We start from the raw sequence: 20,911 nt of genomic DNA, 5'->3' as shown, positions 1-20,911 counted from the left end.
CCTCCAGTGGATCAGTAGATGTTTCCGGGACCGACGGGCTCGTCGCCGCGCATGCCCGCGATCTGGGCGCGCAGGGCGATGTCGTCCCACAGGCGGACCTCCTTGACGAGGGCGCCCTGGTGGAACGTGAACTGCGAGATGCCGAGCACGTCGACCGGCTTGCCGGTGAGCGGACCGTAGTTCGGGACGCCGTTGTAGGCGCCGACGAACCGCCAAGTGACCGCGACGCGCAGTCCCGCGTAGCGCACGTCGTAGTTGGTCTGGATGTCGCGGATCTCGAACTGTCCGGCCGGGAACGACTCGAGGAAGCGCAGGAGCGCCCGCCGGTAGCCCTCGGGACGGATGACGACGCGGTTCCCCACGGTGAGCAGCACGAGGTCGCGGTGGAAGAACTTCTCGACCTTCTGCAGGTCGCGGTCGTTCCACACCGTCTGGATCATCTCGATGACCCGCTCGACCTCGGACCGGTGGTCGTCGGGGCGCGGCCCCGAGTCGCCGACCGAGATCGGGTCGGCGGGGGCCGGCTCGGTCCAGGAGCCGGTGTACCCGCGGAAGGCCGAGAGTCGGGCCAGCTCGTCGAGGTCGACGCCCAGCGCGAGCGCCCCGGCGAGCGAGTCGCGGACGACCCACTCCTCCACCATGCGACCGCGCCGGTAGAGGCAGTTGGCGATGGTACGGCTGTGCTCCGAGGTCTGCAGGTGGCCCGAGAGCACGAGGTGGGAGCTCAGGAAGGCGTCGTCCCCACGGGCCTCCCAGATCACGTCCTCGGCCTGGCCGGTCCGGTCGGGCGTCGCCGAGATGCGCATCAGCGTGCCCTCGATGACCTCGTCGCGCGTCGTCGAGGTGCCGTAGGCCCCGTGGACGATCGAGTCGGGCTCGTAGTTCTCGCGGATGAAGCTGATCGACCGGTCCACCCAGATGAGGTCGGTGACCTCCCGGATGAAGTCGTCGGGGTCGGCGTACGGCTGGTAGGCGACCGGATCGAGAGGCACTCGTCACTCCTTGGGGGTTCGGCGCCGAGCGGCGCGGCGTGTGATGCTCGCAGTGTATGCGTATGCACAACCGGCTCGCAAGAGTCCGCGCCGACCGGAGGGGCACCGACGCGCGGCCGCCGGACCGGCTCAGCGGGTGTGCGGGGCGGAGAGGGTGCGACGCTCGACGAAAGTCGTCTCGAACTCGACGTGCGCGTACGCCTCGGGGCGGCGCTCGATGCGTTCCACCATCAGTCGACCGGCCTCTCGCGCCATGCGCACGTAGTCGTACGCGATCGTGGAGAGCTGGATGATCGGCCATGACGCCGGCGGGAGATCGTCGAAGCCGATGATCGAGACGTCGTCCGGCACCTCGACGCCGGCGCGCCGGGCCGCGTTCAACGCGCCGTACGCGACGACGTCGTTGCCGCAGAAGATGAGCGAGGGGGCGTCGGCGAGCCCGAGCAGTTCCGCGGTGGCGGCGTCGCCCGTCTGGGTGTCGAACGGGCCGCGGCGCACGTACGCCGGATCGAGCGTGATGCCGCGGGCGCCCAGCGCCGAACGCAGCGCGAGTTCGCGGGACTGCCCGGTGCTCGTGTTCTCGGGGCCGAGCACGGCGCCGATCCGCTCGTGGCCCACTTCGAGCGCGCGATCGACGGCGGCCTGGAACCCGGCCGACGGGGCCACGACGGTCGCGTCGGCGTCGACGTAGGCGGCCGTGCGGTTGAAGTAGACGAAGGGCAGACCTCGGTCGCGCAGGCGCAGCGGCACCACCGAGTCGACGGTCGTCGTCGCGAGGATGACTCCGTCGAGACCGTTCGCGATCAGGCGCTCGGCGACCGACTCGTCCGTCGTCTCGGTGTGCAGCACGAGCTGGTAGCCGCGCGCCTCGAGCTCGCGGTGAAGCGGGGCGATGATGTGCGAGTAGAACTGGTTGCCGAGGTCGGTCACGAGCAGCCCGATGCGGCGGGTGCGCCCGGACGACAGGGCGCGGCCGGCCTCGCTCGGGACGTAGCCGAGCAGTTCGGCCGCCTCGCGCACGCGCTTCTTCGTCTCGTCCGACACGCGGGGATCGTCGCGCAGGGCACGCGATACGGTGGGCTGCGAGACTCCGGCGAGCCGAGCGACATCTCTGCTGGTGACAGCCATGGACCCCCCTGCAGGCTCGGCCTTACGGGTCGGAGTCTACCGGAGACTTGACCTTCTGTGCATACGCAGTCATAGTGGCAACATACGTATGCATGGGAAGGATGCACCGATGCCCCTGTACCTGAAGAAGGCGCCCACCAAGTCGTTCACCGACACCGCGCAGAGCGACGTCGCCGCGCGGGTCGGCACGATCATCGACGACATCCGCGGCAACGGCGACGAGGCCGTCCGCCGATACGCCGCGCAGTTCGACCGCTGGGAGCAGCCCTTCCGCCTCGACGACGAGCACGTCGCCGAGATCATGGCGTCGCTCGACCCGCAGGTCATCGACGACATCCGTTTCGTCCAGGATCAGGTGCGCCGGTTCGCCCAGGCGCAGCGCGACTCGCTCGTCGACATCGAGGTCGAGACCCTTCCGGGCGTGCACCTCGGTCAGAAGCACGTGCCGGTCCAGGCGGCGGGCGCGTACATCCCGGGCGGCAAGTATCCGTTGACGGCGTCCGCGCACATGACGATCATCACGGCGAAGGTCGCCGGCGTGCCGCGCGTCGTCGCCTGCACGCCGCCGATCCGCGGCGAGATCCCCGCGGCGACGGTGGCCGCGATGAAGCTCGCCGGCGCCGACGAGATCTACATCCTGGGCGGTGTGCAGGCGGTCACCGCCATGGCCGTGGGAACCGAGACGATCGCGCCGGTCAACCTGATCGCCGGCCCCGGCAACGCCTACGTGGCCGAGGCCAAGCGCCAGCTGTTCGGCGAGGTCGGCATCGACCTCTTCGCAGGCCCCACCGAGATCCTCATCGTGGCCGACGACGACGCCGACCCGTTCCTCACCGCCGTCGACCTGCTCTCGCAGGCCGAGCACGGCCCCGAGTCCCCCGCCGTGCTCATCACGACGTCGCAGCAGCTCGGCGAGCGCGTCATGCAGATCGTCGACGAGCTGCTGCCCGGCATGTCGACGCGCGACTACGCCGAGCCCGCGTGGCGCGACTGGGGTCAGGTGATCGTCGTCGACGACATCGACGAGGCCTACGCCCTCGCCGACTCGTTCGCCTTCGAGCACGTCCAGGTGTTCACCCGCGAGCCTCGCGAGGCACTGACGAAGATGCACGACTACGGCGCCCTGTTCCTCGGCGAGAACACGTGCGTCTCGTACGGCGACAAGGTCATCGGCACGAACCACGTGCTCCCCACGCTGGGCGCCGCCCGCTACACGGGCGGCCTCTGGGTCGGCAAGTACCTGCGGACGGTCACCTACCAGGAGATCGTCGACCCCGCGTCGTCCGCCCTGCTGGGCGAGGTCTGCGGGCGCGCCGCGCGCGTCGAGCTCTTCGAGGGCCACGCCCGCTCGGGCGACGCCCGCGCCTGGCGCCACGGCGGCGCGAGCTTCGCGTGGATCGACGAGAGCGCAGGGGCAGGCGCACGGTGACCGCCCTCGCCGGTCGGGTCGCCGGCCGCACCGCCGTCGTGACCGGCGGCGGCAGCGGGCTCGGCGCGGCGATCGCGACGGCACTGCATGCCGCGGGTGCCGAGGTCGTCGTCGTGGGCCGCGACGCCGCCCGGCTCGACGCGGTCGTCGCGCGTCTCGGCGCGGGTGCGCGCCGTCTCGTGTGCGATGTCTCCGACCCCGCCTCCGTCGACCGGTTGCGCGACGATCTCGCCGGCTCCGCCGTGTCGATCCTCGTCAACAACGCGGGGATCGCCGGTCCGGTCGCGGCCCTCACCGACGTGTCGGCGGCCGACTGGGACGAGGTGTTCGCCGTCAACGTCCGCGGCACGTTCCTCGTGTGCCGCGCGCTGCTGCCGGGCATGATCGAGCGGGGTTCGGGCGACGTCATCAACGTCGCGTCGGTCTCCGGCAAGCGGCCGCTCGCCCATCGGACGCCCTACACGGCATCGAAGATGGCCGTCCTCGGGCTCACCTCGACCCTGGCGTTCGAGGTCGGGAGCTCGGGTGTCTCGGTCAACAGCCTGTCGCCCGGCCCCGTCGCCGGCGAACGGATGACCCGGAACTTCCGACTCGAGGCCGAACGCTCGGGCAGCACGCCGCGCGACGCCGAGGAGGCGTTCGTCTCGCGGTCCGCGCTCGGTCGCATGGTGACCGAGACCGAGGTGGGGGCGGCGGTGGTGGCGATGCTGCACATGCCCGGCATGAGCGGCGCCGATGTCGACCTGTCGGCCGGGATGGTGGCCTGATGACGCGGCAGTCGCTGCGGTCGCGGGCCCGCTCCGGCGAACGCCTGATCGGCGCGCTGCTGCGGATGCCGGGCGAGGAGCTCGTCGAGATGCTCGCGGTCTCGGGCTTCGACTTCGTGCTGATCGACACCGAGCACGGTCCTGCCGACGTCATCGCGCTGCGTCAGCACATCGCCGTCGCGGCCCTGCACGGCGTGCCCGTGATGGTGCGCGTGGGCGAGGGCGACAGGGGCATGATCCTGCGTGCTCTCGATCAGGGGGCCGAGGGCATCCTCGCGCCCCACCTCGATGACGACCGCGCCGCCGCCGACATCGTCGCGGCAGCGCACTACCCTCCCTTCGGCGAGCGCGGCTTCGCGACGTACAGCCGCGCCGGTCGCTTCGGCGAGACGGACGCCGCTGTCCATCGCGACTGGTTCCTCGACAACACGCTCGTCATGGGCATGATCGAGTCGCCGGTCGGCGTCGCCGCGGCGTCCGCCATCGCCCGGACGCCGGGGCTCGACGGCATCATGATCGGCCCGTCCGACCTGGCGGCGTCGTCGGGGCCCGACGACCTCCCGGTCGCGGAGGCGTCGGCCGTCGTCACTGCGGCGATCGCCGCGGCCGGCCGCCTGCGCATGGACATCGTCGGCACGCGCGCGGGCGCCGAGGCCGCGTTCGCCGACGGTGCGCAGCTCGTCGTCTACAACCTCGCCCACTCGCTCATGGGTCACCTGCGGGGGCTGCGCGACGCGCGGGGCTGAGGCGTCGCGGGCCCGATCTGCTCCCACCATCGCCGCACGAGCCCGCCGAACGCCTGCGGCTCCTCGAGCGGGATCAGGTGACCGGCCGCCACCGACGCCCGGCGCGCCCGCGGCAGCGCCGCCGCGATCTCGTCGAGGAACGCCGGCGGGCAGAGGGCGTCGGCCGCGCCGTCGATCACGAGACTCGGCGCCGTGACGCGGCGAAGCCCGGCGCGCAGGTCGACGCGCGTCGCCTGCATGCGCAGCTGCGCCCGCAGTCGGTCCGGCGCGGTGTCGCCTCCCATCCGCACCGCACGGTCCGCGAGATCCGGGCGGTGTCCGCGAGCCTCGGGGGAGAGCAGCGCCCCGAGGATGTCTCGCTGCAGGTCCGCCGGCCGGACTCCGTCGTCGAGCCGCTCGAGCCACGATCGCCACCCGGCGCGCTGCGCATCGGTCGGGGCCTTCGCGTTCGCTGCGGCGATCCACAGGCCCGCGACGCGTTCCGGGGCGCGGAGGGCGAGCGCCATCGCCACAATGCCGCCGAGCGACAGCCCGCCGATCGCGAAGACGGGCGGCAGCGTCTGCAGGAGCACGTCGACCTGCGCGTCGAGGCTGTCCTCGCCGAGCTCGGGCGCGACGGCGTCGTCGAGTCCCGTTCCCGCCCACAGGTCGGCGGTGCAGTTCATGCCCGGGAGCAGGACGAGCGGAACCACCTCAGCCCTTGACGGCACCGTCGCTGAGTCCGGCGACGAGGTACTTCTGCGCGATGAAGGCGATCACCACCACGGGGATCGTGAGCAGCATGGATGCGGCCCCGGCCTGCTGCAGCATCGGCAGCGTCTGCCCGAGCTGAGTGGCGATGAACACCGGCACGGTCTTCGACGACGAGTCGGTGAGCACGAGGGCCGTCAGATACTCCTGGAACGCGAACAGGAACACGAAGATGCCCGCGGTCAGGATGCCGGGACCCATGAGCGGGATCATGACGCGACGCAGCATCCCGATCCGCGTGCAGCCGTCGATCATGGCCGCCTCGTCGAGCTCGCGCGGGATCTCGGCGAAGAAGTTGCGCAGCAGCCAGATCGTGAAGGGCTGGTTGATCGCGACGAGCGCGATGGCGAGGGCGAAGGTGGTGTCGTAGATGCCCAGAGCCCGGCTGATGTCGTACATCGGCAGCACCACGGCGAAGCGCGGGAGCGCCCGGAAGATCAGGGCCAGCACCAGCAGGATCGCCGAGACGTAGCTCGGGAAACGCGAGAGGGCGTATGCGGCGGGGATGCCGATGATCAACGCGATGACGGTCGAGACGACCGCGACGACGATCGTGTTCACGAGGTAGTCGGCGAAGTAGGTCGTCTGCCACAGATCGACGAAGGCCTGCACCGTGGGCTGGTAGTCCCACAGCACCGGCGGGTTGGCGAAGGCGACGTTCGTCGGCTTCGTGACCGACAGCGTCATCCAGATGAAGGGACTCAGCATCACGACGCAGAGGATCGCGAGGAGGATGCCGGTGACCACGGGCGGGCGACGGAGCCGGCCGCGTCGCGTGGTGCGACCCGTCCCCTCGATGTCGCCGGTCGTGATGGCTCGCGTGGAGAGATCTCCGCCGGTGAGCGTCATCGTTCGGCCCTCGCTTCCTGGAAGATGCCGCGGATGAAGGGGATGAGCATGACGAGGATGAGCAGGATCGTCAGCACGTTGATGGCGCTGCCCAGCCCGAGGTTCTGGGCGCCGTCGGCGAACGCGACGGAGTAGACGTACAGCATGATCGACTCGTTGCCGATCGCCTGCGCCTGTGGGGAGAGCGGGATGAGGTTGTCGAACATGCGCAGCACGTCCATGATCGAGATCAGTGTGACGAAGCCCAGCACGCCCCGGATGGTCGGGATGATGACGTTGAGGTGGGTCTGCCACCCGTTCGCGCCGTCGATCGTCGCGGCCTCGCGCAGCTCGACCGGCACGCCCTGAAGGCCCGCGAGGATGATGAGCATCGCGAACGGCAGCATGTGCCAGACGGTGTTCGAGATGACGAGGATGGCGTTGGGCACCTGATCGGTGAACCACAGCACCTGCGTGCCGCCGAGCAGCCCGATGAACCGGTTGACGACACCGCCGAAGTTGTCGTCGAAGAGCCACGAATAGGCGACGGCGCCGACGAGGTTCGGCAGCACGTACGAGACGAGCATGATCCCCAGCACGAGCGGACGTGAGCGGGTGAGGCGGTTCACCCCGGTGGCGATGAGGTAGCCCAGCACGAGCAGGATCGTCGTCGTGACGATCGTGACGACGACGGTGAACAACGCGGCACGACCGAACCGCTCGTCGGTGAGCGCGTCGGTGAAGTTGTCGAGACCGATGAACGTGCCGGGTGTTCCGTAGCGGACGCTCTCGAAGCTCCACTGGATGGTCCGGACGAGCGGCACGACCAAGAGGCCGGCCATGATCACGAAGCTCGGCGCGAACAGCAGCCAGAACTCGCGTGCCTTCATGAAGTGCTCCTCTCGAACGGCCGCGGCCTGGACCCGAATCCAGGCCGCGGTCGTCGATGCATCGGTACGGTGCGGACGGGCGGGTCAGCCGACGAAGGCTTCGCCCGCCGCCTGCATCTGGGCCATGCCATCCTCGACCGAGACGTTGCCCGACAGCACCTGCACGAGGATCGGACGGATCTCATTGGTGAGGTCGGCCAGGATCGGCGAGACGATCGGCGGCATCGCGGCCGCGATCGAGTCGTTCGCGGCCTCGCCGTAGGGCGAGTTCTCGGACGTGACCATCCCCTCGCGCGCCGGGTAGGCGGCGGGGACCGACGCCTTCGAGGCGTCCTCGCTGACGGCAGACGCCATCATGACGAACAGCATCTCGTGGTCGAGCTTCGTGTTGAAGGGGATCGACCACCCGTCGATCGAGAGCCGGTTGTAGGCGTACGGCGCGTCGGCCGAGAGCTTGGGCGGCGCCGCGAAGTCGAACGAGTCGGCGAGGTTGCTGTTGGTGTCGAGGGTGAGGTCGTTCATGCGTCCGGAGAACATGATCGACATGGCGGCGGTGCCGTTGTACATCTGCTGCTGCACCTTCGGCTGGTCGAAGGTGGTGACCTGCGGGTCCATGTACGGCACGAGCGCGAGCATGCCCTCGAGCGCCTGCTGGGCCTCGGGGGTGTCGAGGGTGACATCGCCGGCCTCGTCGACGAAGTCGGCTCCGAGGGAGTTCATCGCGGCCTGGAAGCTCGTCGTGACGTCTGCCGTCGCGAGCCAGGGGAGTGCGACGGGGTACTCCATCGTGCCCGCCGCGCGGATGGCCTCCGCCGCGTCGACGACCTCGTCGAACGTGGTCGGGACCTCGAGCCCGAGGTCTTCGAAGACATCCGCCCGGTAGGCCATGACGAACATCTGCGCCTGCATCGGCAGGGCGTAGAGCTTGCCGTCGTACGACATGCCGGTGCGCATCGACTCGCTGATCTCGTTCAGGCCGTACTCGTCGGCGTACTTGTCGAAGAGATCGTCGAGCGGCACGAGCTTCTCGTCGGTGGCGAGCCCCGGGATGACGAAGCCGTAGGTCTCGACGATGTCGTAGGTGCCGGAGTCGCCCGCGAGGGTCGCGGTCGTCTTCGTCACCTGACCGCCGAAGTCGATCGGATCGTGCTTGACGGTGACATCGTCCTTCGAGCAGCTCGACACCATGGTGTTCGTGAAGGGGTCGATGGCGGAGGAGTTGTAGGCGAGCACGTTGACCGTGGTCGCCGAATCGGGTGCGGTGTAGTCGCACGTGACCTCGGTGGCATTCGCGTTCCCCGTGCGGCTGCCGGCGCCGCATCCGGTGAGGGCGAGTGCACCCACGGCCGCCGCGGCGACGAGGGCGAAAGCGCGCTTCTGAGTGGATGACATGGCCACACCGTATACGTATGCATAGCGATAAGGGAAGCCTTACCCCGGACCCTGCTTGGTAACGATCACGTTTCGTGAATACGTATAAGTATTGCAGGGGCAGCGGCGAACGGTCAGCCGCTGCGGCGACTCACTCGGTCGCGTCCTCCGCGGCGATGCGGTGGTGCCGGATCACCTCGGCCACGACGAAGCCGAACCACTTCTGCGCGAACTCGGGATCGAGGTCGGCCTCCTCGGCGAGACGCCGCAGCCGCGCGATCTGACGCTCCTCGCGCCCGGGGTCGGATGCCGGCATGCCGTGCGTCGCCTTGAGCTCGCCGACCTGCTTGGTGCAGCGGAAGCGCTCTGCCAGCATGAAGACGAGGGCGGCGTCGATGTTGTCGATGCTCGCGCGCAGGCGCTGGAGTTCGGTCGTGGCGTCGGTCATGGTGGCTCCTCCCCCGCCGACCCTATCGGCTGTCGAGGGGCGACGTTCCCCCGCGGCGACGCCGGCGGCCTCGGCCTAGAGTGTGACCATGACCAAGCCCGCCCCGAGCACCTCCGCGACCGCGGCCCGCACCGCCTCGGCAGCCGAGGCGCCGTCGCGCGATCGACCGGTCTGGGGCGCGCTCTCCCGCCCCTTCGCCGCCGGCTTCTTCCTCGCCCTCGGGGCGCTGACGGCGATCGTGCTCGGACTCGCCGTCTCCAGCCTGTCCACGGTGCTCATCTACGTCGCCATCGCCCTCTTCGTGGCCCTCGCACTCGACCCGGTGGTGCGGTTCCTGATGCGACGCGGCATCAGCCGCGCATGGGGCATCGTGATCACGTTCGGCGCTCTCGCGCTCATCATCGCGGGCATCCTGTGGGTCGTCCTGCCGCCCGTCGTGCGCCAGATCGAGCAGTTCGTGGGCGACGTGCCGAACATCGTCAACGACGTGCTGCAGAGCGACACCGTCCGGTGGGCCGAGGACACGTTCGGCGACAGCCTCAGCGACGTCCTGAACGAGGTGCAGAGCTTCGTCACCAACCCCGCGAACATCGCGGCGATCGGCGGCGGGCTGCTCCAGATCGGCGTCAACGTCGTGACCGCCGTCTCGGGTTCGATCATCGTGCTCGTGCTGAGCCTGTACTTCCTCGCATCGCTCCCGCGCATGAAGAACGCGCTCGTGCGCATCTCGCCCGCACGGTCGCGCGAGACGGTCGCCGACATGACGCGGCAGATCACCGAGTCGATCGGCGGCTACCTCTCGGGGATGGTGGTGCTCGCCCTCATGAACGCGGTCTTCGCGTTCATCCTGCTGACACTGCTGGGCGTGCCGTTCGCGGCGCTGCTCGCGGTGCTGGCCTTCGCGATCACCCTCATCCCGCTGGTCGGAACGGTCATCTTCTGGGTGGGCGCCTCGGTCATCACCCTGCTGACGAACCCGACGGCGCCCGCTCAGGCCATCATCTTCGCGGCCGCCTACCTTCTGTACATGCAGATCGAGGCGTACCTGCTGACGCCGCGGGTCATGAACCGCACGGTGTCGGTGCCCGGGTCGCTCGTCGTCATCGGCGCGCTCGTCGGCGGCACCCTGCTGGGCCTCCTCGGCGCGCTCGTCGCGATCCCGGTGACCGCGTCGATCCTGCTCATCATCAACCAGATCGTCATCCCGCGTCAGGACGCGAAGAAGCGCATCACCTGACGGGTCCCGCGCCGGCGTTCAGACGCGCGCTCAGGCGACGGGCAGCACGCACGTGGGGCTCGGAACGCCGACGCGGTGTCGCACGCGACCCGGCACCCCGGTGCGCGGGTCGCGGGACATCGAAACGAGGTCGTCCGAGTGCTGGCCGGCCACGAGCAGGGTGTCGCGCACGACGACGTGATGGCGGGGCCACGAGACCCCGGCATCTACGAGGGCGAGCTGCTCGAGCCGGTCGCCCGCGCCGCTGACGCGCAGCACGCCGAGGGTGTTGCTGCCGCGCACGCCCGCATAGACGGTCTCGCCATCGGGGGTCATCGCGATCTCGGCGGCCGTGTCGTCGTCGAGCGAGCCGAGGAGGCCGGTCGCCGACCGCATCCGCCAGACGCCCTCGCGATCGGCGGAGAGGACGAACACCTCGCGCGACAGTTCGGTGAGGACGTACAGGTGGCCACTCGGATGCCACAGGGTGTGACGCGGTCCGCTCCCGAGCGGCAGGGCGACCTGCTGCACGGGCCGCAGCCCGCGGGCGCCGCCGTCGCGCCAGAATCGCACGAGGTCGAGGCCCATGTCCGTCGTGGCGATCAGGCCGCCGGGCAGGTGCCGAGCCTGATGGGAACGCGACGGACGCGCGGCGCCGGCATCCTCGTCCGGACCGGGATGCGCCGGTGCGGGCCGGTCCGATCCCGGGATGAGGTGAGCGAACTCGGGACCCGCAGCCTCGCGGAGCGCCCGCGCGGCGGCGGCGAGGTCGACGTCGCCCTCGGCCCTCTCGGCGGGAGCATCGGGTCCGTACGGGTCGGCGGCGGCGGGCGCGACGATCGGGGTCGACGGCGCGCCCGCGGCGTCCAGCGTCATGCGCACGAGGCGGCCGTCGCTCCAGCAGCTCGCCACCAGCGAGCCGCCGTCGGGCGCGACGGCGATGTGGCACACGGCCTCGCCCGCGGGGACGGCCCGTCCGAGGGGCGTCCACGAATCGGGTCCGGTGCGTCGGTAGGCCTGCACCTCGCCCCGGAACTCGAGGGCGGCGTAGACCACGTCGAGCCTCGGGTGGCGCGCGAGCCACGACGGCGACGACACCGGCAGCACCTCGGTTCGCAATGCGAGCTGCCCATCGGCCGTCGCCCCGTCGGGGTCGCCGGCGTGGATCAGGCCGATGCCGGTCGCCGCCCCGCCCATGTCGGCGGTGTAGCCGCCGAGCAGCAGCCGCACGTCAGTCGACGAGATCGTGACGGACGATGACGGCGTCGCGCGCGGGACCGACGCCGATCACGGAGATTCGCGTGCCGCTCATCTTCTCGAGGGCGAGCACATACTCCTGCGCCGCGACGGGAAGGTCGTCGAACGTGCGCGCCGTCGAGATGTCTTCCTTCCAGCCGGGGAAGTGCTCGAGGATCGGCTGTGCGTGGTGGAAGTCCGACTGGTTGACCGGCACTTCGTCGAACCGCTCGCCGTCGACGTCGTAGGCGACGCAGACAGGGATGCTGTCGAGGCCCGTCAGGATGTCGAGCTTGGTCAGCACGAGGTCGGTGATGCCGTTGATGCGCGTCGCGTACCGCGTGATCGGGGCGTCGTACCAGCCGACACGGCGGGGACGACCGGTCGTCGTGCCGAACTCGAATCCGCGCGAGCGCAGGAAGTCGCCGTTGTCGTCGAACAGCTCGGTCGGGAACGGGCCCGAGCCGACCCGCGTCGTGTACGCCTTGACGATGCCGACGATGCGGTCGAGGCGGTTGGGCCCGACCCCCGAACCGGTCGCGGCGCCGCCCGCAGTCGCCGACGACGACGTCACGAAGGGGTAGGTGCCGTGATCGACGTCGAGCATCGTCGCCTGGCCGCCCTCGAACACGACGACGTCGCCGTCGTCGAGCGCCTGGCCCAGCAGCAGACCGGTGTCGCACACCATCGGACGCAGACGGTCGGCGTACGACAGCAGGTCGTCGACGATCTCGTCGGCGGTGATCGAACGCCGGTTGAAGACCTTCACCAGCAGGTGGTTCTTCTGGTCGAGGGCACCCTCGACCTTCTGGCGCAGGATGTTCTCGTCGAACAGGTCCTGCACGCGGATGCCGACGCGGTTGATCTTGTCGGCGTACGCCGGTCCGATGCCGCGGCCGGTGGTGCCGATCTGGCGCTTGCCGAGGAAGCGCTCGGTCACCTTGTCGAGCGTGCGGTGGTACTGCGTGATGAGGTGCGCGTTGGCGCTGACCTTGAGGCGCGAGATGTCGAGCCCGCGCGCAGACAGCGCCTCGAGCTCGGCGAAGAGCACCTCGAGGTCGACGACGACGCCGTTGCCGATGACGGCGTTGACGCCGGGCGACAGGATGCCGCTGGGCAGCAGGTGCAGGGCGTACTTCTCGTCACCGATGACGACGGTGTGCCCGGCATTGTTGCCGCCGTTGAACTTGACGACCCAGTCGGTGCGATCGCCCAACAGGTCGGTGGCCTTGCCCTTGCCCTCGTCGCCCCACTGGACGCCGACGATGACGATTCCCGGCATGCGGATCTCCCTTTCTGTCGAGGAGGGATTGCACCCCATCCTATCGACACCGACGCAACCCCCTTACGGCGATCGCAGCACACGCGCCAGGGTGATGGCGCGCGTCGGATGCGTCCATCGGCAATGCAACGAGGAGGGTCTTATGCACCATCGGCTTCCTGCAGCGGTCGGCGCCGTCCTGGTGATGCTGTCGTCGGTCGCGCTCGCGGGCTGCGGCCTGTCGATCCCGACCGACCCGTCGGGCACGCTCGCCTCGGTCGAGGGCGGGACTCTACGGGCCGGCGTCTCGCCCGACGGCGAATGGGTGCAGGTCGACGGCGACGAGCCGGAGGGCAGCGAGCCGGACGCGATCCGGGCCTTCGCCGACTCGCTCGACGCCGACGTGGAATGGACCGTCGGGTCGGAGGAGGCTCTGGTGCGCGAGCTCGAGAACGGCGGGCTCGACCTCATCGCGGGCGGCATCACCGACCAGACGCCGTGGACCGACAAGGCGGGGGTCACGCGCCCGTATGCCGAGGCCACGGCGAAGGACGGCAGCACCCTCAAGGTCGTCATGCTCGTGCCACTCGGCGAGAACGCGTTCCTCTCGCACCTCGAGACCTTCCTCTCGGAGCGGGCGAAGGCGGGCGAGCTGTGAACCGGTCGGAGGTGCGGTTCGGGCAGACGACGCTGCCGGAACGCCAGGTCGAGGCGCTGCGACGGGCGGTGCGGCTCGAGTGGATCACGATCGCGTTCCTGGCGGTCACCGTGACGCTGGTCTTCCTCGTGCTCGGCAACTCGCAGGCGATGAAGGCGGCGTGGATCGAGGATCTGCTGTCGTTCATCCCGCCGCTGGCGTTCCTCATCGCGATCCGGGTCAACCGCCGACGGCCGACGCTCACGCATCCGTACGGCTATCACCGCTCGGTCGGGGTCGGCCACCTGGTCGCGGCCGTGGCCCTGACCACGATGGGCACGTACCTGATCGTCGAGTCGGGCATCGGGCTGCTGAGCGGCGAGCACCCGACGATCGGGACTGTCGAGCTGTTCGGCGCCTCGATCTGGCTCGGGTGGCTCATGATCGGCGTCATGGCGATGACGGCCGTGCCACCCGTCCTCCTCGGGCGCGCGAAGCTGAAGCTGGCGCGCGAGCTGCACAACAAGGTGCTCTACGCGGATGCCGACATGAACAAGGCCGACTGGATGACCGCGGTCGGCTCGATCGTCGGCGTCACCGGCATCGGTCTCGGCCTGTGGTGGCTCGACGCGGCGGCGGCGCTCTTCATCGCGGCGGGCATCCTGCGCGACGGCCTGAAGAACCTGCGGGCCGCGATCGTGGACCTCATGGATGCGCGGGCGACGACCTTCGACGACGCCGAGCCGCATCCTCTCGCGGGCGAGATCGACGCGTATCTCGCGGGTCTGCCGTGGGTGTCGGCGGCGGGCAGCCGCGTCCGCGACGAGGGCCATGTGTTCCACGTCGAGTCGTTCGTCGTGCCGCGCGACGGACGGATGCCGAGCCTCGACGAGCTGGAGGCGGCGCGCGACGGCTGCGTCGAGCTGGACTGGAAGGTGCAGGACATCGTGCTCGTGCCCGTCCGCGAGCTGCCGATCGTCGTTCCGGTCGCCGAGTCGCGGGCATGAGGTGGACACGCGACGTGCCGCGCGACTGTGTCGGCATGTGAACGCTCACGAGCCGCGGGCACACTCGGCATGGCTAGCGTGATGTCGTGACCGGTCGACTGCGCAAACTCGGGTTCCTCCACATCGTGCCGTTCCGCCGGGACGACCCGGCGACGGGTCTCGAGGAGGCGTTGCAGCTGTTCTCGTACGGCGAGGAGCTGGGCCTCGACGGCGGGTGGATCCGGACGCGGCACCTGCAGTACGGCGTGCCGTCGTCGGCCGTGTTCCTCGCCGCGGCCGCGCAGCGCACGCGGCGCATCGATCTCGGCGTCGCCGTGATCCCGACGGTGTTCGAGTCGCCCCTCCGTCTGGCCGAAGACCTCGCCACGGCCGACCTGCTCTCGGGTGGCCGCCTGCAGCCGGGGCTGAGCGTCGGGGCGCCGCGGCTCCCCGACGACGTCGCCGATCGCGTGCTCGGCGAGCGCTGGCGCGACGAGGACGTCACCTACCGCCGCATCGAGCGCATCCTCGGGTTCATCCGCGGCGACGCCGTCGATCGCGAGCGCGAGATCGGGCTCGGCGGCGTCACCGAGCTCTCCTCCGATCGCGTCGAGCCGCACAGCCCCGGCCTCGCGTCGCGCCTCTGGTACGGCGGCGGATCGTTGCGCTCGGCGGAGTGGGCCGGTTCGGCGGGACTCAACCTGCTCGTCAGCAACATCTCCACCGCAGAGGACTCGGAGGTCTTCTCCGACGTGCAGCGGCAGCAGATCGACCTCTTCCGGTCGCGGCATCCGCTCGGCGACGCCGCGACGGTCGGGAAAGGCCACGTCATCCTGCCGACCGACAACGCCACTCCCGAGCAGCGCGAGCGCTTCGCCGCTTACGTCGAGACGCGGACGCCTCGCACGCTCGCGCCGCAGGGACCGGGCCGCACCCTGATCGCCCGCGACATCATCGGCTCGACCGCCGAGATCGTCGACACGATCGCGAACGATCCGGCGTTCACCGCTGTCGACGACCTGTTGCTCGAGCTGCCCTTCTCGTTCAGCGCCGAGGACCAGCGGCACATCGTGCGCGAGCTCGCGACGAACCTCGGCCCGGCACTGGGCTGGACCGCGAAGGTGTGAGTAGACAGGATGAGGCATGAGACCTCTCCGTTACTCGATCAACGTGACGCTCGACGGCTGCTGCCACCACGAAGCGGGACTGCCGCCCGACGAGGAGTCGATGGACTTCTGGACGACTCAGATGGCCGGGGTCGACGCGCTGCTGCTCGGCCGGGTGACGTACGAGATGATGGCGGCCGCCTGGCGACGCCCGGCATCGGGCGGGTGGCCCGCGTGGATGGACGAGGCGGAGATCCGGTTCGCCGAAGCGATCGACGGTGCCCGGAAGTACGTCGTGTCGTCGACCCTCAGCGACCCCGACTGGAATGCCGAGCTCCTCTCGGGTGACCTGGAGACGGCCGTTCGGGCACTGAAGGCCGAACCGGGTGCCGGGCTCTGGGTGGGCGGCGTGGCGCTGCCCACGGCCCTGGCGAACCGGGGGCTGATCGACGAGTTCGAGTTCCTCGTGCAACCGGTCGTCGCGGGGCGCGGACCGACCCTGCTCGCGGGCCTGGACCGGCAGATCGAACTCGACCCCGTGGACCGCACGGCGTTCCGGTCCGGGGCCGTGGCGACGCGATATCGGCTCCGCAGCGCCTGACCCGGGCTCCCGCCGCGAACTCCGGTTACGACAGGTGTCGCCGGATGACGCGCGGCCTTGGCGGTGCCCGGGGTGAGGTCGACAGTGGGCACATGTCTCACCGCATCCATCTCGCCGTCGCCCTCGAGCGGGCCGGCTGGCACCCCGCCGCGTGGCGCGCCGCGGGTCTCTCGCCGAGCACGCTCACCACACCGCGTCACTGGGCCGACCAGGTGCGCGTCCTCGACCGGGCGGGCGTCGCTTTCGCGACCATCGAAGACGCGCTCACCCTGACCGATCGCTCCGAGAACGCCGACGACCCCGACCCGCGGCGTCTGCACGGGCGCGTGGACGCGGTGCTGCTGGCCTCAGCTCTCGCGCCGATCACCCACCGGATCGGCCTGATCCCGACGGTCACGACGACGCACACCGAGCCGTTCCACCTGGCCACCGGCATCCAGACGCTCGACTTCGCCAGCCGAGGCCGCGCGGGCGTGCGCCTCGTCGTCGGCGGTTCGGCCGCCGAGCGGGCGAACTTCGGCCGGCGCGACGAGATCGACCTCGAGACCGGGTTCCGCGAGGCCGGCGAGGTCGCCGACGCGATCGGACGCCTCTGGGACTCGTGGCAGGACGACGCGATCATCCGCGATGCCGCGAGCGGCCGGTTCGTCGACGCCGACCGCATCCACAACATCGACTTCGCGGGCGAGTTCTTCTCGATCACCGGCGCGTCGATCGTGCCCCGGTCGCCCCAGGGGCGCCCGATCATCTCGGTGCTCGCGCATCAGACGGTGCCGTTCCGACTGGCTGCCGAGCACGCCGACGTAGTATTCGTCACGCCCCACGACGAGGCCGCGGCCACCGGGATCCTCGCCGAGCTCGACGGCGCCGCCGCCGAGCTGCGCCGCTCTCCCGAGCGACTGCGTGTGTTCGCCGACGTGATCGTGCTGATCGAGGAGACATCGCCCGCCGCACGCGACGCGCTCGCGCGGCTCGACGACCTCGCCGGAGCCGAGTTCCGCTCCGATGCGCGCGTCGTCGCGGGCACGGCCACGGAGGTCGCCGAGCACATCCGCGCCCTCGCGGAGACCGGCGTCGACGGCGTGCGACTGCGGCCCGCGCGCCAGCCCGACGACGTCGTCGCGATCGCCGAGCGCCTCGCCCCGCTGCTGCGCGCGACCCGCGTGCTCCGCGACGACGACGCCGCCACCCTGCGCGGCCGACTCGGCCTGCCGCGTCCTGCGAGCAGGTACGCCGCCCCCACCCAAGACTCCGTTCCGGCACGAGAGAAGGTCGCCCTGTGAGCCGTTCGCCCCGCCAGATCCATCTCGCCGCGCACTTCCCCGGCGTCAACAGCACGACCGTCTGGACCGACCCCACCTCGGGCAGCCAGATCGAATTCGCGGCCTTCGAGTACTTCGCCCGCACCGCCGAGCGCGGCTTCTTCGACTACGTCTTCCTCGCCGAGGGACTGCGGCTGCGCGAGCACAAGGGCCGCGTGCACGAGCTCGACGTGCTCGGCCGACCCAACACCCTCGCGATCCTGGCGGCGCTCACCGCGGTCACCGACCACGTCGGTCTCGTCGGCACCCTGAGCACGACGTTCAACGAGCCGTACGAGCTCGCCCGTCAGCTCGCCTCGCTCGACCACCTGTCGGGCGGCCGCGCCGGATGGAACGCCGTGACGAGCTCCGACGCCTTCCACGGCGCGAACTTCCGTCGCGGCGGGTTCCTCGACCACGCCGACCGCTACGAGCGCGCGAAGGAGTTCGCCGCGCTGTCGAAGAAGCTCTGGGACTCGTGGGACGAGGGCGAGGCGCTGCCCCGCCGCATCCGGCACTCCGGCCCGCAGTTCGACGTCGACGCCCTGTTCGATGTGCCGCGGTCGCCGCAGGCGCGCCCCGTGATCGTGCAGGCCGGCGACTCCGCCGACGGTCGCGACTTCGGGGCCGAGCACGCCGAGGTCATCTTCTCGCTTCATCAGGACTTCGATGCGGCGCGCGTGTTCTACGACGACGTCAAGGGCCGTCTGGCCGCGTGGGGTCGCGACGAGGACTCGCTGAAGATCCTGCCCGCCGCGACGTTCGTCATCGGCGACACGGATGCCGAGGCGCGCGAGCGGTCGCGCGAGATCGCTCTGCAGCAGGTGCGGCCGGAGCAGGCGCTCACGTACCTCGAGCAGGTGTGGGGCCGCGACCTAAGCGGCTACGACCCCGACGGTCCGCTGCCCGACGTCGAGCCCGACACCGGGTCGGAGACGGCTCGCGGCTGGGCCAACCGCCACAAGGCGGTGCAGGCACGCATCGCGACGCTGCGCGAGCTGTCCGAGACCGAGGGCCTGAGCGTGCGCGAGCTCGTCATCCGGCTGACGGCGAAGCACACGTTCGTGGGCACGCCCGAGCACATCGCGGGCGAGATCGACCGCTACGTGCAGGAGCGGGCGACCGACGGCTTCACCGTCGTCGGCCACCTGACGCCGAACGGGCTCGACGAGTTCGCCACCCGCGTCGTCCCCCTGCTGCAGGAGCGTGGGTCGTACCGCGACTCGTACGACGACGGCGCGACCCTGCGCGATCTGCTCGGGCTGCCGGCCGCGGTTCCGGCCGCTGCGCCCGTGCGATGACGCGGCGGTTCGCGTGAGCGTCCACCGGCTCGTCTTCGTCGGCGCCGGCCCGCGCGCGATCATGCTCCTCGAGCGGATCATCGCGCGGTTCGGCGTCGCCGCGGGCACGGCGGACGCCCGCTCGGTCGGCGCACCGCGCCTGCACGTCGAGCTGATCGACCCGCATCCTCCGGGTGCTGGCCGCATCTGGCGGCGGGCGCAGTCACCGCTGCTGAAGCTCAACTCGATGGCGCGCGACGTGACGGTCTTCACCGACGACAGCTGCACCATCGACGGTCCGATCCGTCCGGGCCCGTCGCTCATCGAGTGGGCCGAGCTCTGGCGCAGCGGCGAGCTGGCCGCGACCGGTCGAGGCATCGAGATCGACGACGAGGTGGCCGCGGCCGAGGCGCGCGGGCTGCGCGGCGACAGCTTCCCCACCCGCCGCCTGCACAGCTACTACCTGGAGTGGTTCTACCGGCGTACGGTCGCCGAGGCACCCAGCGGGGTCACGGTGCGCTGGCGTCGCGACACGGTCGCGAGCGTGAGCCCGGAGAATCGCGTCACCCTGGTGAGCGGCCTCGAGCTCGAGACCGACGGCGTGGTGTTCGCGCTGGGTCACACCGGTCGCGAACCGGATGCCGCCACCGCGGCGCTCATCGACGCGGCGCGCAGCGAGCGGCTGCACTACGTGCCTCCCGCCTTCACGGCCGACGCCGACCTCTCGCAGCTCGGCGCGGGCGATGACGTCATCGTGCGCGGCATGGGGCTGGCCGCGGTCGACCTCGTCGTGCTGCTGACGCAGGGCCGCGGCGGACGCTTCGTCGACGACGACGGCGTGCTGCGCTACGTCGCATCCGGGCGCGAGCCCCGCCTGCATCTCGGGTCGCGCCGGGGCGTGCCCTACCGTTCCAAGGTGTCGTCGGCGATACAGGGCGACGCGCCCCAGCGCGAGGTGCTGACGCCCGCGGCGATCGCCGAGCTGGCGGCCCGCCCGCGTCTCATCGACTTCGAGGCCGACGTGTGGCCGCTCATCGCGGGCGAGCTGCTACACGGCCACTACCGCGAGCTGTTCACGGGCCACCCCGACCGCGTCGTGGGCGACTGGCCGACGTTCCGCACCGTGCTGCAGTCGCACGCGTGGGACGATCCGGCCCTTCTCGAGGCGATCGCGGCGACGGTGCCCGACCCGCTCGACCGGTTCGACGTCGGCTCGCTCGACCGCCCGCTGGCCGCTGCGGCCTTCGCCGACCGCGACGACGCGCACGAGCGGGTGCGCGCCCACATCGTCACCGACCTGCATCTGCGGACGACCCCGGAGCGCAGCGCCGCGCAGGGCGTCTTCCTTGCGGCGTTGCTGTCGTTCCTCGCGCTTGCCGAGATCCCCGCGGCCCGGTGGAACGAGCGCTCGCGCTCGCAGTCGCTGCCGGGCCGGTGGCACACCTTCTTCAGCTACGTCGCGAGCGGCCCGCCCGCGCATCGGCTCGAGGAACTCCTCGCCCTCGCGGATGCCGGGGTCGTCCGCTTCCTCGGACCCGAGACCGACGTGAGCGTCGACCCGGAGCGCGGTTTCGTCGCCTCGAGCCGCCGGGTTCCGGGGGAGACGGTCGCCCGCAGCCTCGTCGACGCCTGGCTGCCGGGACCCGGCGCCGCTCTCAGCGAGAACCCCGTGCTGCGTGCGCTCGCCCAGCAGCAGGGCTCGGAAGCACGGGTGCTGACCGACGCCGACGGCCGCGTGCTGACGGCGGACGGCGTGCCGACGGCATCCGTCTTCGCGCTCGGGCCTTTCACATCGCTGCCGGAGAGCGGCGCCTTCACCCGCCCGGGATCGAACGCGCTCTCGATCCGCCAGACGGATCGCACCGCCGGCGCCATCGTCGATGCGGTTCTCGACGCAGCCGTGCCGCTGGTTAGGGTAACCTAACGTCCGACCGGGTC

Annotated in this window: 20 protein-coding genes; 11 read left to right on the top strand and 9 right to left on the bottom strand. The window is 70.7% G+C overall.

Annotated elements, in window-relative coordinates:
• Positions 1 to 11 precede the first annotated feature (11 nt).
• Both BLT21_RS09875 and BLT21_RS09870 read right to left on the bottom strand, forming a co-directional pair.
• Positions 12 to 992: a nuclear transport factor 2 family protein gene (locus BLT21_RS09875; protein ID WP_091501542.1), complete on the bottom strand. Its 981-nt coding sequence runs from the start codon at positions 990 to 992 to the stop codon at positions 12 to 14.
• A 129-nt stretch (positions 993 to 1,121) separates the two neighbouring features.
• Positions 1,122 to 2,120, bottom strand: coding sequence for a LacI family DNA-binding transcriptional regulator (locus BLT21_RS09870; protein WP_091501539.1), 999 nt, complete (start codon positions 2,118 to 2,120; stop codon positions 1,122 to 1,124).
• Between the two features lie 109 nt (positions 2,121 to 2,229).
• Here BLT21_RS09870 and hisD point away from each other — a divergent pair, with 109 nt between their 5' ends.
• The 3 genes from hisD to BLT21_RS09855 are packed head-to-tail and all read left to right on the top strand — an operon-like array spanning position 2,230 to position 5,062.
• Complete coding sequence (hisD, locus tag BLT21_RS09865) at positions 2,230 to 3,549, top strand: histidinol dehydrogenase (protein ID WP_091501537.1); 1,320 nt, start codon at positions 2,230 to 2,232, stop codon at positions 3,547 to 3,549.
• Positions 3,546 to 4,316 carry an SDR family NAD(P)-dependent oxidoreductase gene (locus BLT21_RS09860; RefSeq protein WP_091501535.1) on the top strand — a complete coding sequence of 257 codons (771 nt, stop codon included), beginning with the start codon at positions 3,546 to 3,548 and terminating at the stop codon, positions 4,314 to 4,316. The genes hisD and BLT21_RS09860 overlap by 4 nt, the downstream gene beginning before the upstream one ends.
• Entirely contained in the window at positions 4,316 to 5,062 is a 747-nt protein-coding gene (locus BLT21_RS09855) for an HpcH/HpaI aldolase family protein (RefSeq protein ID WP_091501533.1), read from the top strand. Before BLT21_RS09860 ends, BLT21_RS09855 begins: the two co-directional genes overlap by 1 nt.
• On the opposite strand, the gene BLT21_RS09850 is transcribed toward BLT21_RS09855, so the two are convergent.
• From BLT21_RS09850 to BLT21_RS09830, 5 genes are all read right to left on the bottom strand, one after another.
• Entirely contained in the window at positions 5,029 to 5,754 is a 726-nt protein-coding gene (locus tag BLT21_RS09850) for an alpha/beta fold hydrolase (RefSeq protein ID WP_091501530.1), read from the bottom strand. The two genes, BLT21_RS09855 and BLT21_RS09850, sit on opposite strands and share 34 nt — an antisense overlap.
• Before the next feature lies 1 nt (position 5,755).
• A complete protein-coding gene (locus tag BLT21_RS09845; protein ID WP_091501528.1) occupies positions 5,756 to 6,661 on the bottom strand; it encodes a carbohydrate ABC transporter permease in 906 nt (301 codons plus the stop codon).
• On the bottom strand, positions 6,658 to 7,530 hold the full coding sequence (locus tag BLT21_RS09840) for a carbohydrate ABC transporter permease (protein WP_091501526.1): 873 nt from the start codon (positions 7,528 to 7,530) through the stop codon (positions 6,658 to 6,660). Before BLT21_RS09840 ends, BLT21_RS09845 begins: the two co-directional genes overlap by 4 nt.
• An 84-nt stretch (positions 7,531 to 7,614) precedes the next feature.
• Entirely contained in the window at positions 7,615 to 8,718 is a 1,104-nt protein-coding gene (locus BLT21_RS09835) for an ABC transporter substrate-binding protein (protein ID WP_091502224.1), read from the bottom strand.
• Between the two features lie 334 nt (positions 8,719 to 9,052).
• The gene (locus BLT21_RS09830; RefSeq protein ID WP_091501524.1) at positions 9,053 to 9,349 is read right to left on the bottom strand and encodes a chorismate mutase; all 297 of its coding nucleotides are present in this window, start codon (positions 9,347 to 9,349) and stop codon (positions 9,053 to 9,055) included.
• Positions 9,350 to 9,437: 88 nt separating this feature from the next.
• On the opposite strand from BLT21_RS09830, the gene BLT21_RS09825 reads away from it, so the two are divergent.
• Complete coding sequence (locus BLT21_RS09825; protein ID WP_091501521.1) at positions 9,438 to 10,586, top strand: AI-2E family transporter; 1,149 nt, start codon at positions 9,438 to 9,440, stop codon at positions 10,584 to 10,586.
• A 30-nt stretch (positions 10,587 to 10,616) separates the two neighbouring features.
• On the opposite strand, the gene BLT21_RS09820 is transcribed toward BLT21_RS09825, so the two are convergent.
• Together BLT21_RS09820 and BLT21_RS09815 are read right to left on the bottom strand one after the other, a co-directional pair.
• Positions 10,617 to 11,795: a lactonase family protein gene (locus tag BLT21_RS09820; RefSeq protein ID WP_091501519.1), complete on the bottom strand. Its 1,179-nt coding sequence runs from the start codon at positions 11,793 to 11,795 to the stop codon at positions 10,617 to 10,619.
• Between the two features lies 1 nt (position 11,796).
• Positions 11,797 to 13,083: an adenylosuccinate synthase gene (locus BLT21_RS09815; RefSeq protein ID WP_091501516.1), complete on the bottom strand. Its 1,287-nt coding sequence runs from the start codon at positions 13,081 to 13,083 to the stop codon at positions 11,797 to 11,799.
• 142 nt (positions 13,084 to 13,225) lie between these two features.
• Here BLT21_RS09815 and BLT21_RS15860 point away from each other — a divergent pair, with 142 nt between their 5' ends.
• The 7 genes from BLT21_RS15860 to BLT21_RS09785 all read left to right on the top strand — a co-directional run bounded on the left by BLT21_RS15860 (position 13,226) and on the right by BLT21_RS09785 (position 20,897).
• Positions 13,226 to 13,720, top strand: coding sequence for a transporter substrate-binding domain-containing protein (locus BLT21_RS15860; protein WP_256336016.1), 495 nt, complete (start codon positions 13,226 to 13,228; stop codon positions 13,718 to 13,720).
• Positions 13,717 to 14,706, top strand: coding sequence for a cation efflux transmembrane domain-containing protein (locus tag BLT21_RS09810; RefSeq protein ID WP_256336015.1), 990 nt, complete (start codon positions 13,717 to 13,719; stop codon positions 14,704 to 14,706). Before BLT21_RS15860 ends, BLT21_RS09810 begins: the two co-directional genes overlap by 4 nt.
• A gap of 86 nt (positions 14,707 to 14,792) precedes the next feature.
• Positions 14,793 to 15,812: an LLM class flavin-dependent oxidoreductase gene (locus tag BLT21_RS09805; RefSeq protein ID WP_091501511.1), complete on the top strand. Its 1,020-nt coding sequence runs from the start codon at positions 14,793 to 14,795 to the stop codon at positions 15,810 to 15,812.
• A gap of 16 nt (positions 15,813 to 15,828) precedes the next feature.
• Positions 15,829 to 16,392, top strand: a complete 564-nt coding sequence (locus tag BLT21_RS09800; protein ID WP_091501509.1) for a dihydrofolate reductase family protein — start codon at positions 15,829 to 15,831, stop codon at positions 16,390 to 16,392.
• A gap of 92 nt (positions 16,393 to 16,484) precedes the next feature.
• A complete protein-coding gene (locus tag BLT21_RS09795) occupies positions 16,485 to 17,675 on the top strand; it encodes an LLM class flavin-dependent oxidoreductase (protein ID WP_091501507.1) in 1,191 nt (396 codons plus the stop codon).
• On the top strand, positions 17,672 to 18,994 hold the full coding sequence (locus tag BLT21_RS09790; protein ID WP_091501506.1) for an NtaA/DmoA family FMN-dependent monooxygenase: 1,323 nt from the start codon (positions 17,672 to 17,674) through the stop codon (positions 18,992 to 18,994). Before BLT21_RS09795 ends, BLT21_RS09790 begins: the two co-directional genes overlap by 4 nt.
• A 13-nt stretch (positions 18,995 to 19,007) precedes the next feature.
• Positions 19,008 to 20,897: an FAD/NAD(P)-binding protein gene (locus BLT21_RS09785; protein ID WP_218125771.1), complete on the top strand. Its 1,890-nt coding sequence runs from the start codon at positions 19,008 to 19,010 to the stop codon at positions 20,895 to 20,897.
• Positions 20,898 to 20,911 lie beyond the last annotated feature (14 nt).

The organism is Microbacterium sp. cf332, from assembly GCF_900102175.1.
Classification (GTDB): Bacteria; Actinomycetota; Actinomycetes; order Actinomycetales; family Microbacteriaceae; genus Microbacterium.
Note: the sequence above shows the minus strand (reverse complement) of the source record. Positions and strands in the feature narration are given on the sequence as shown.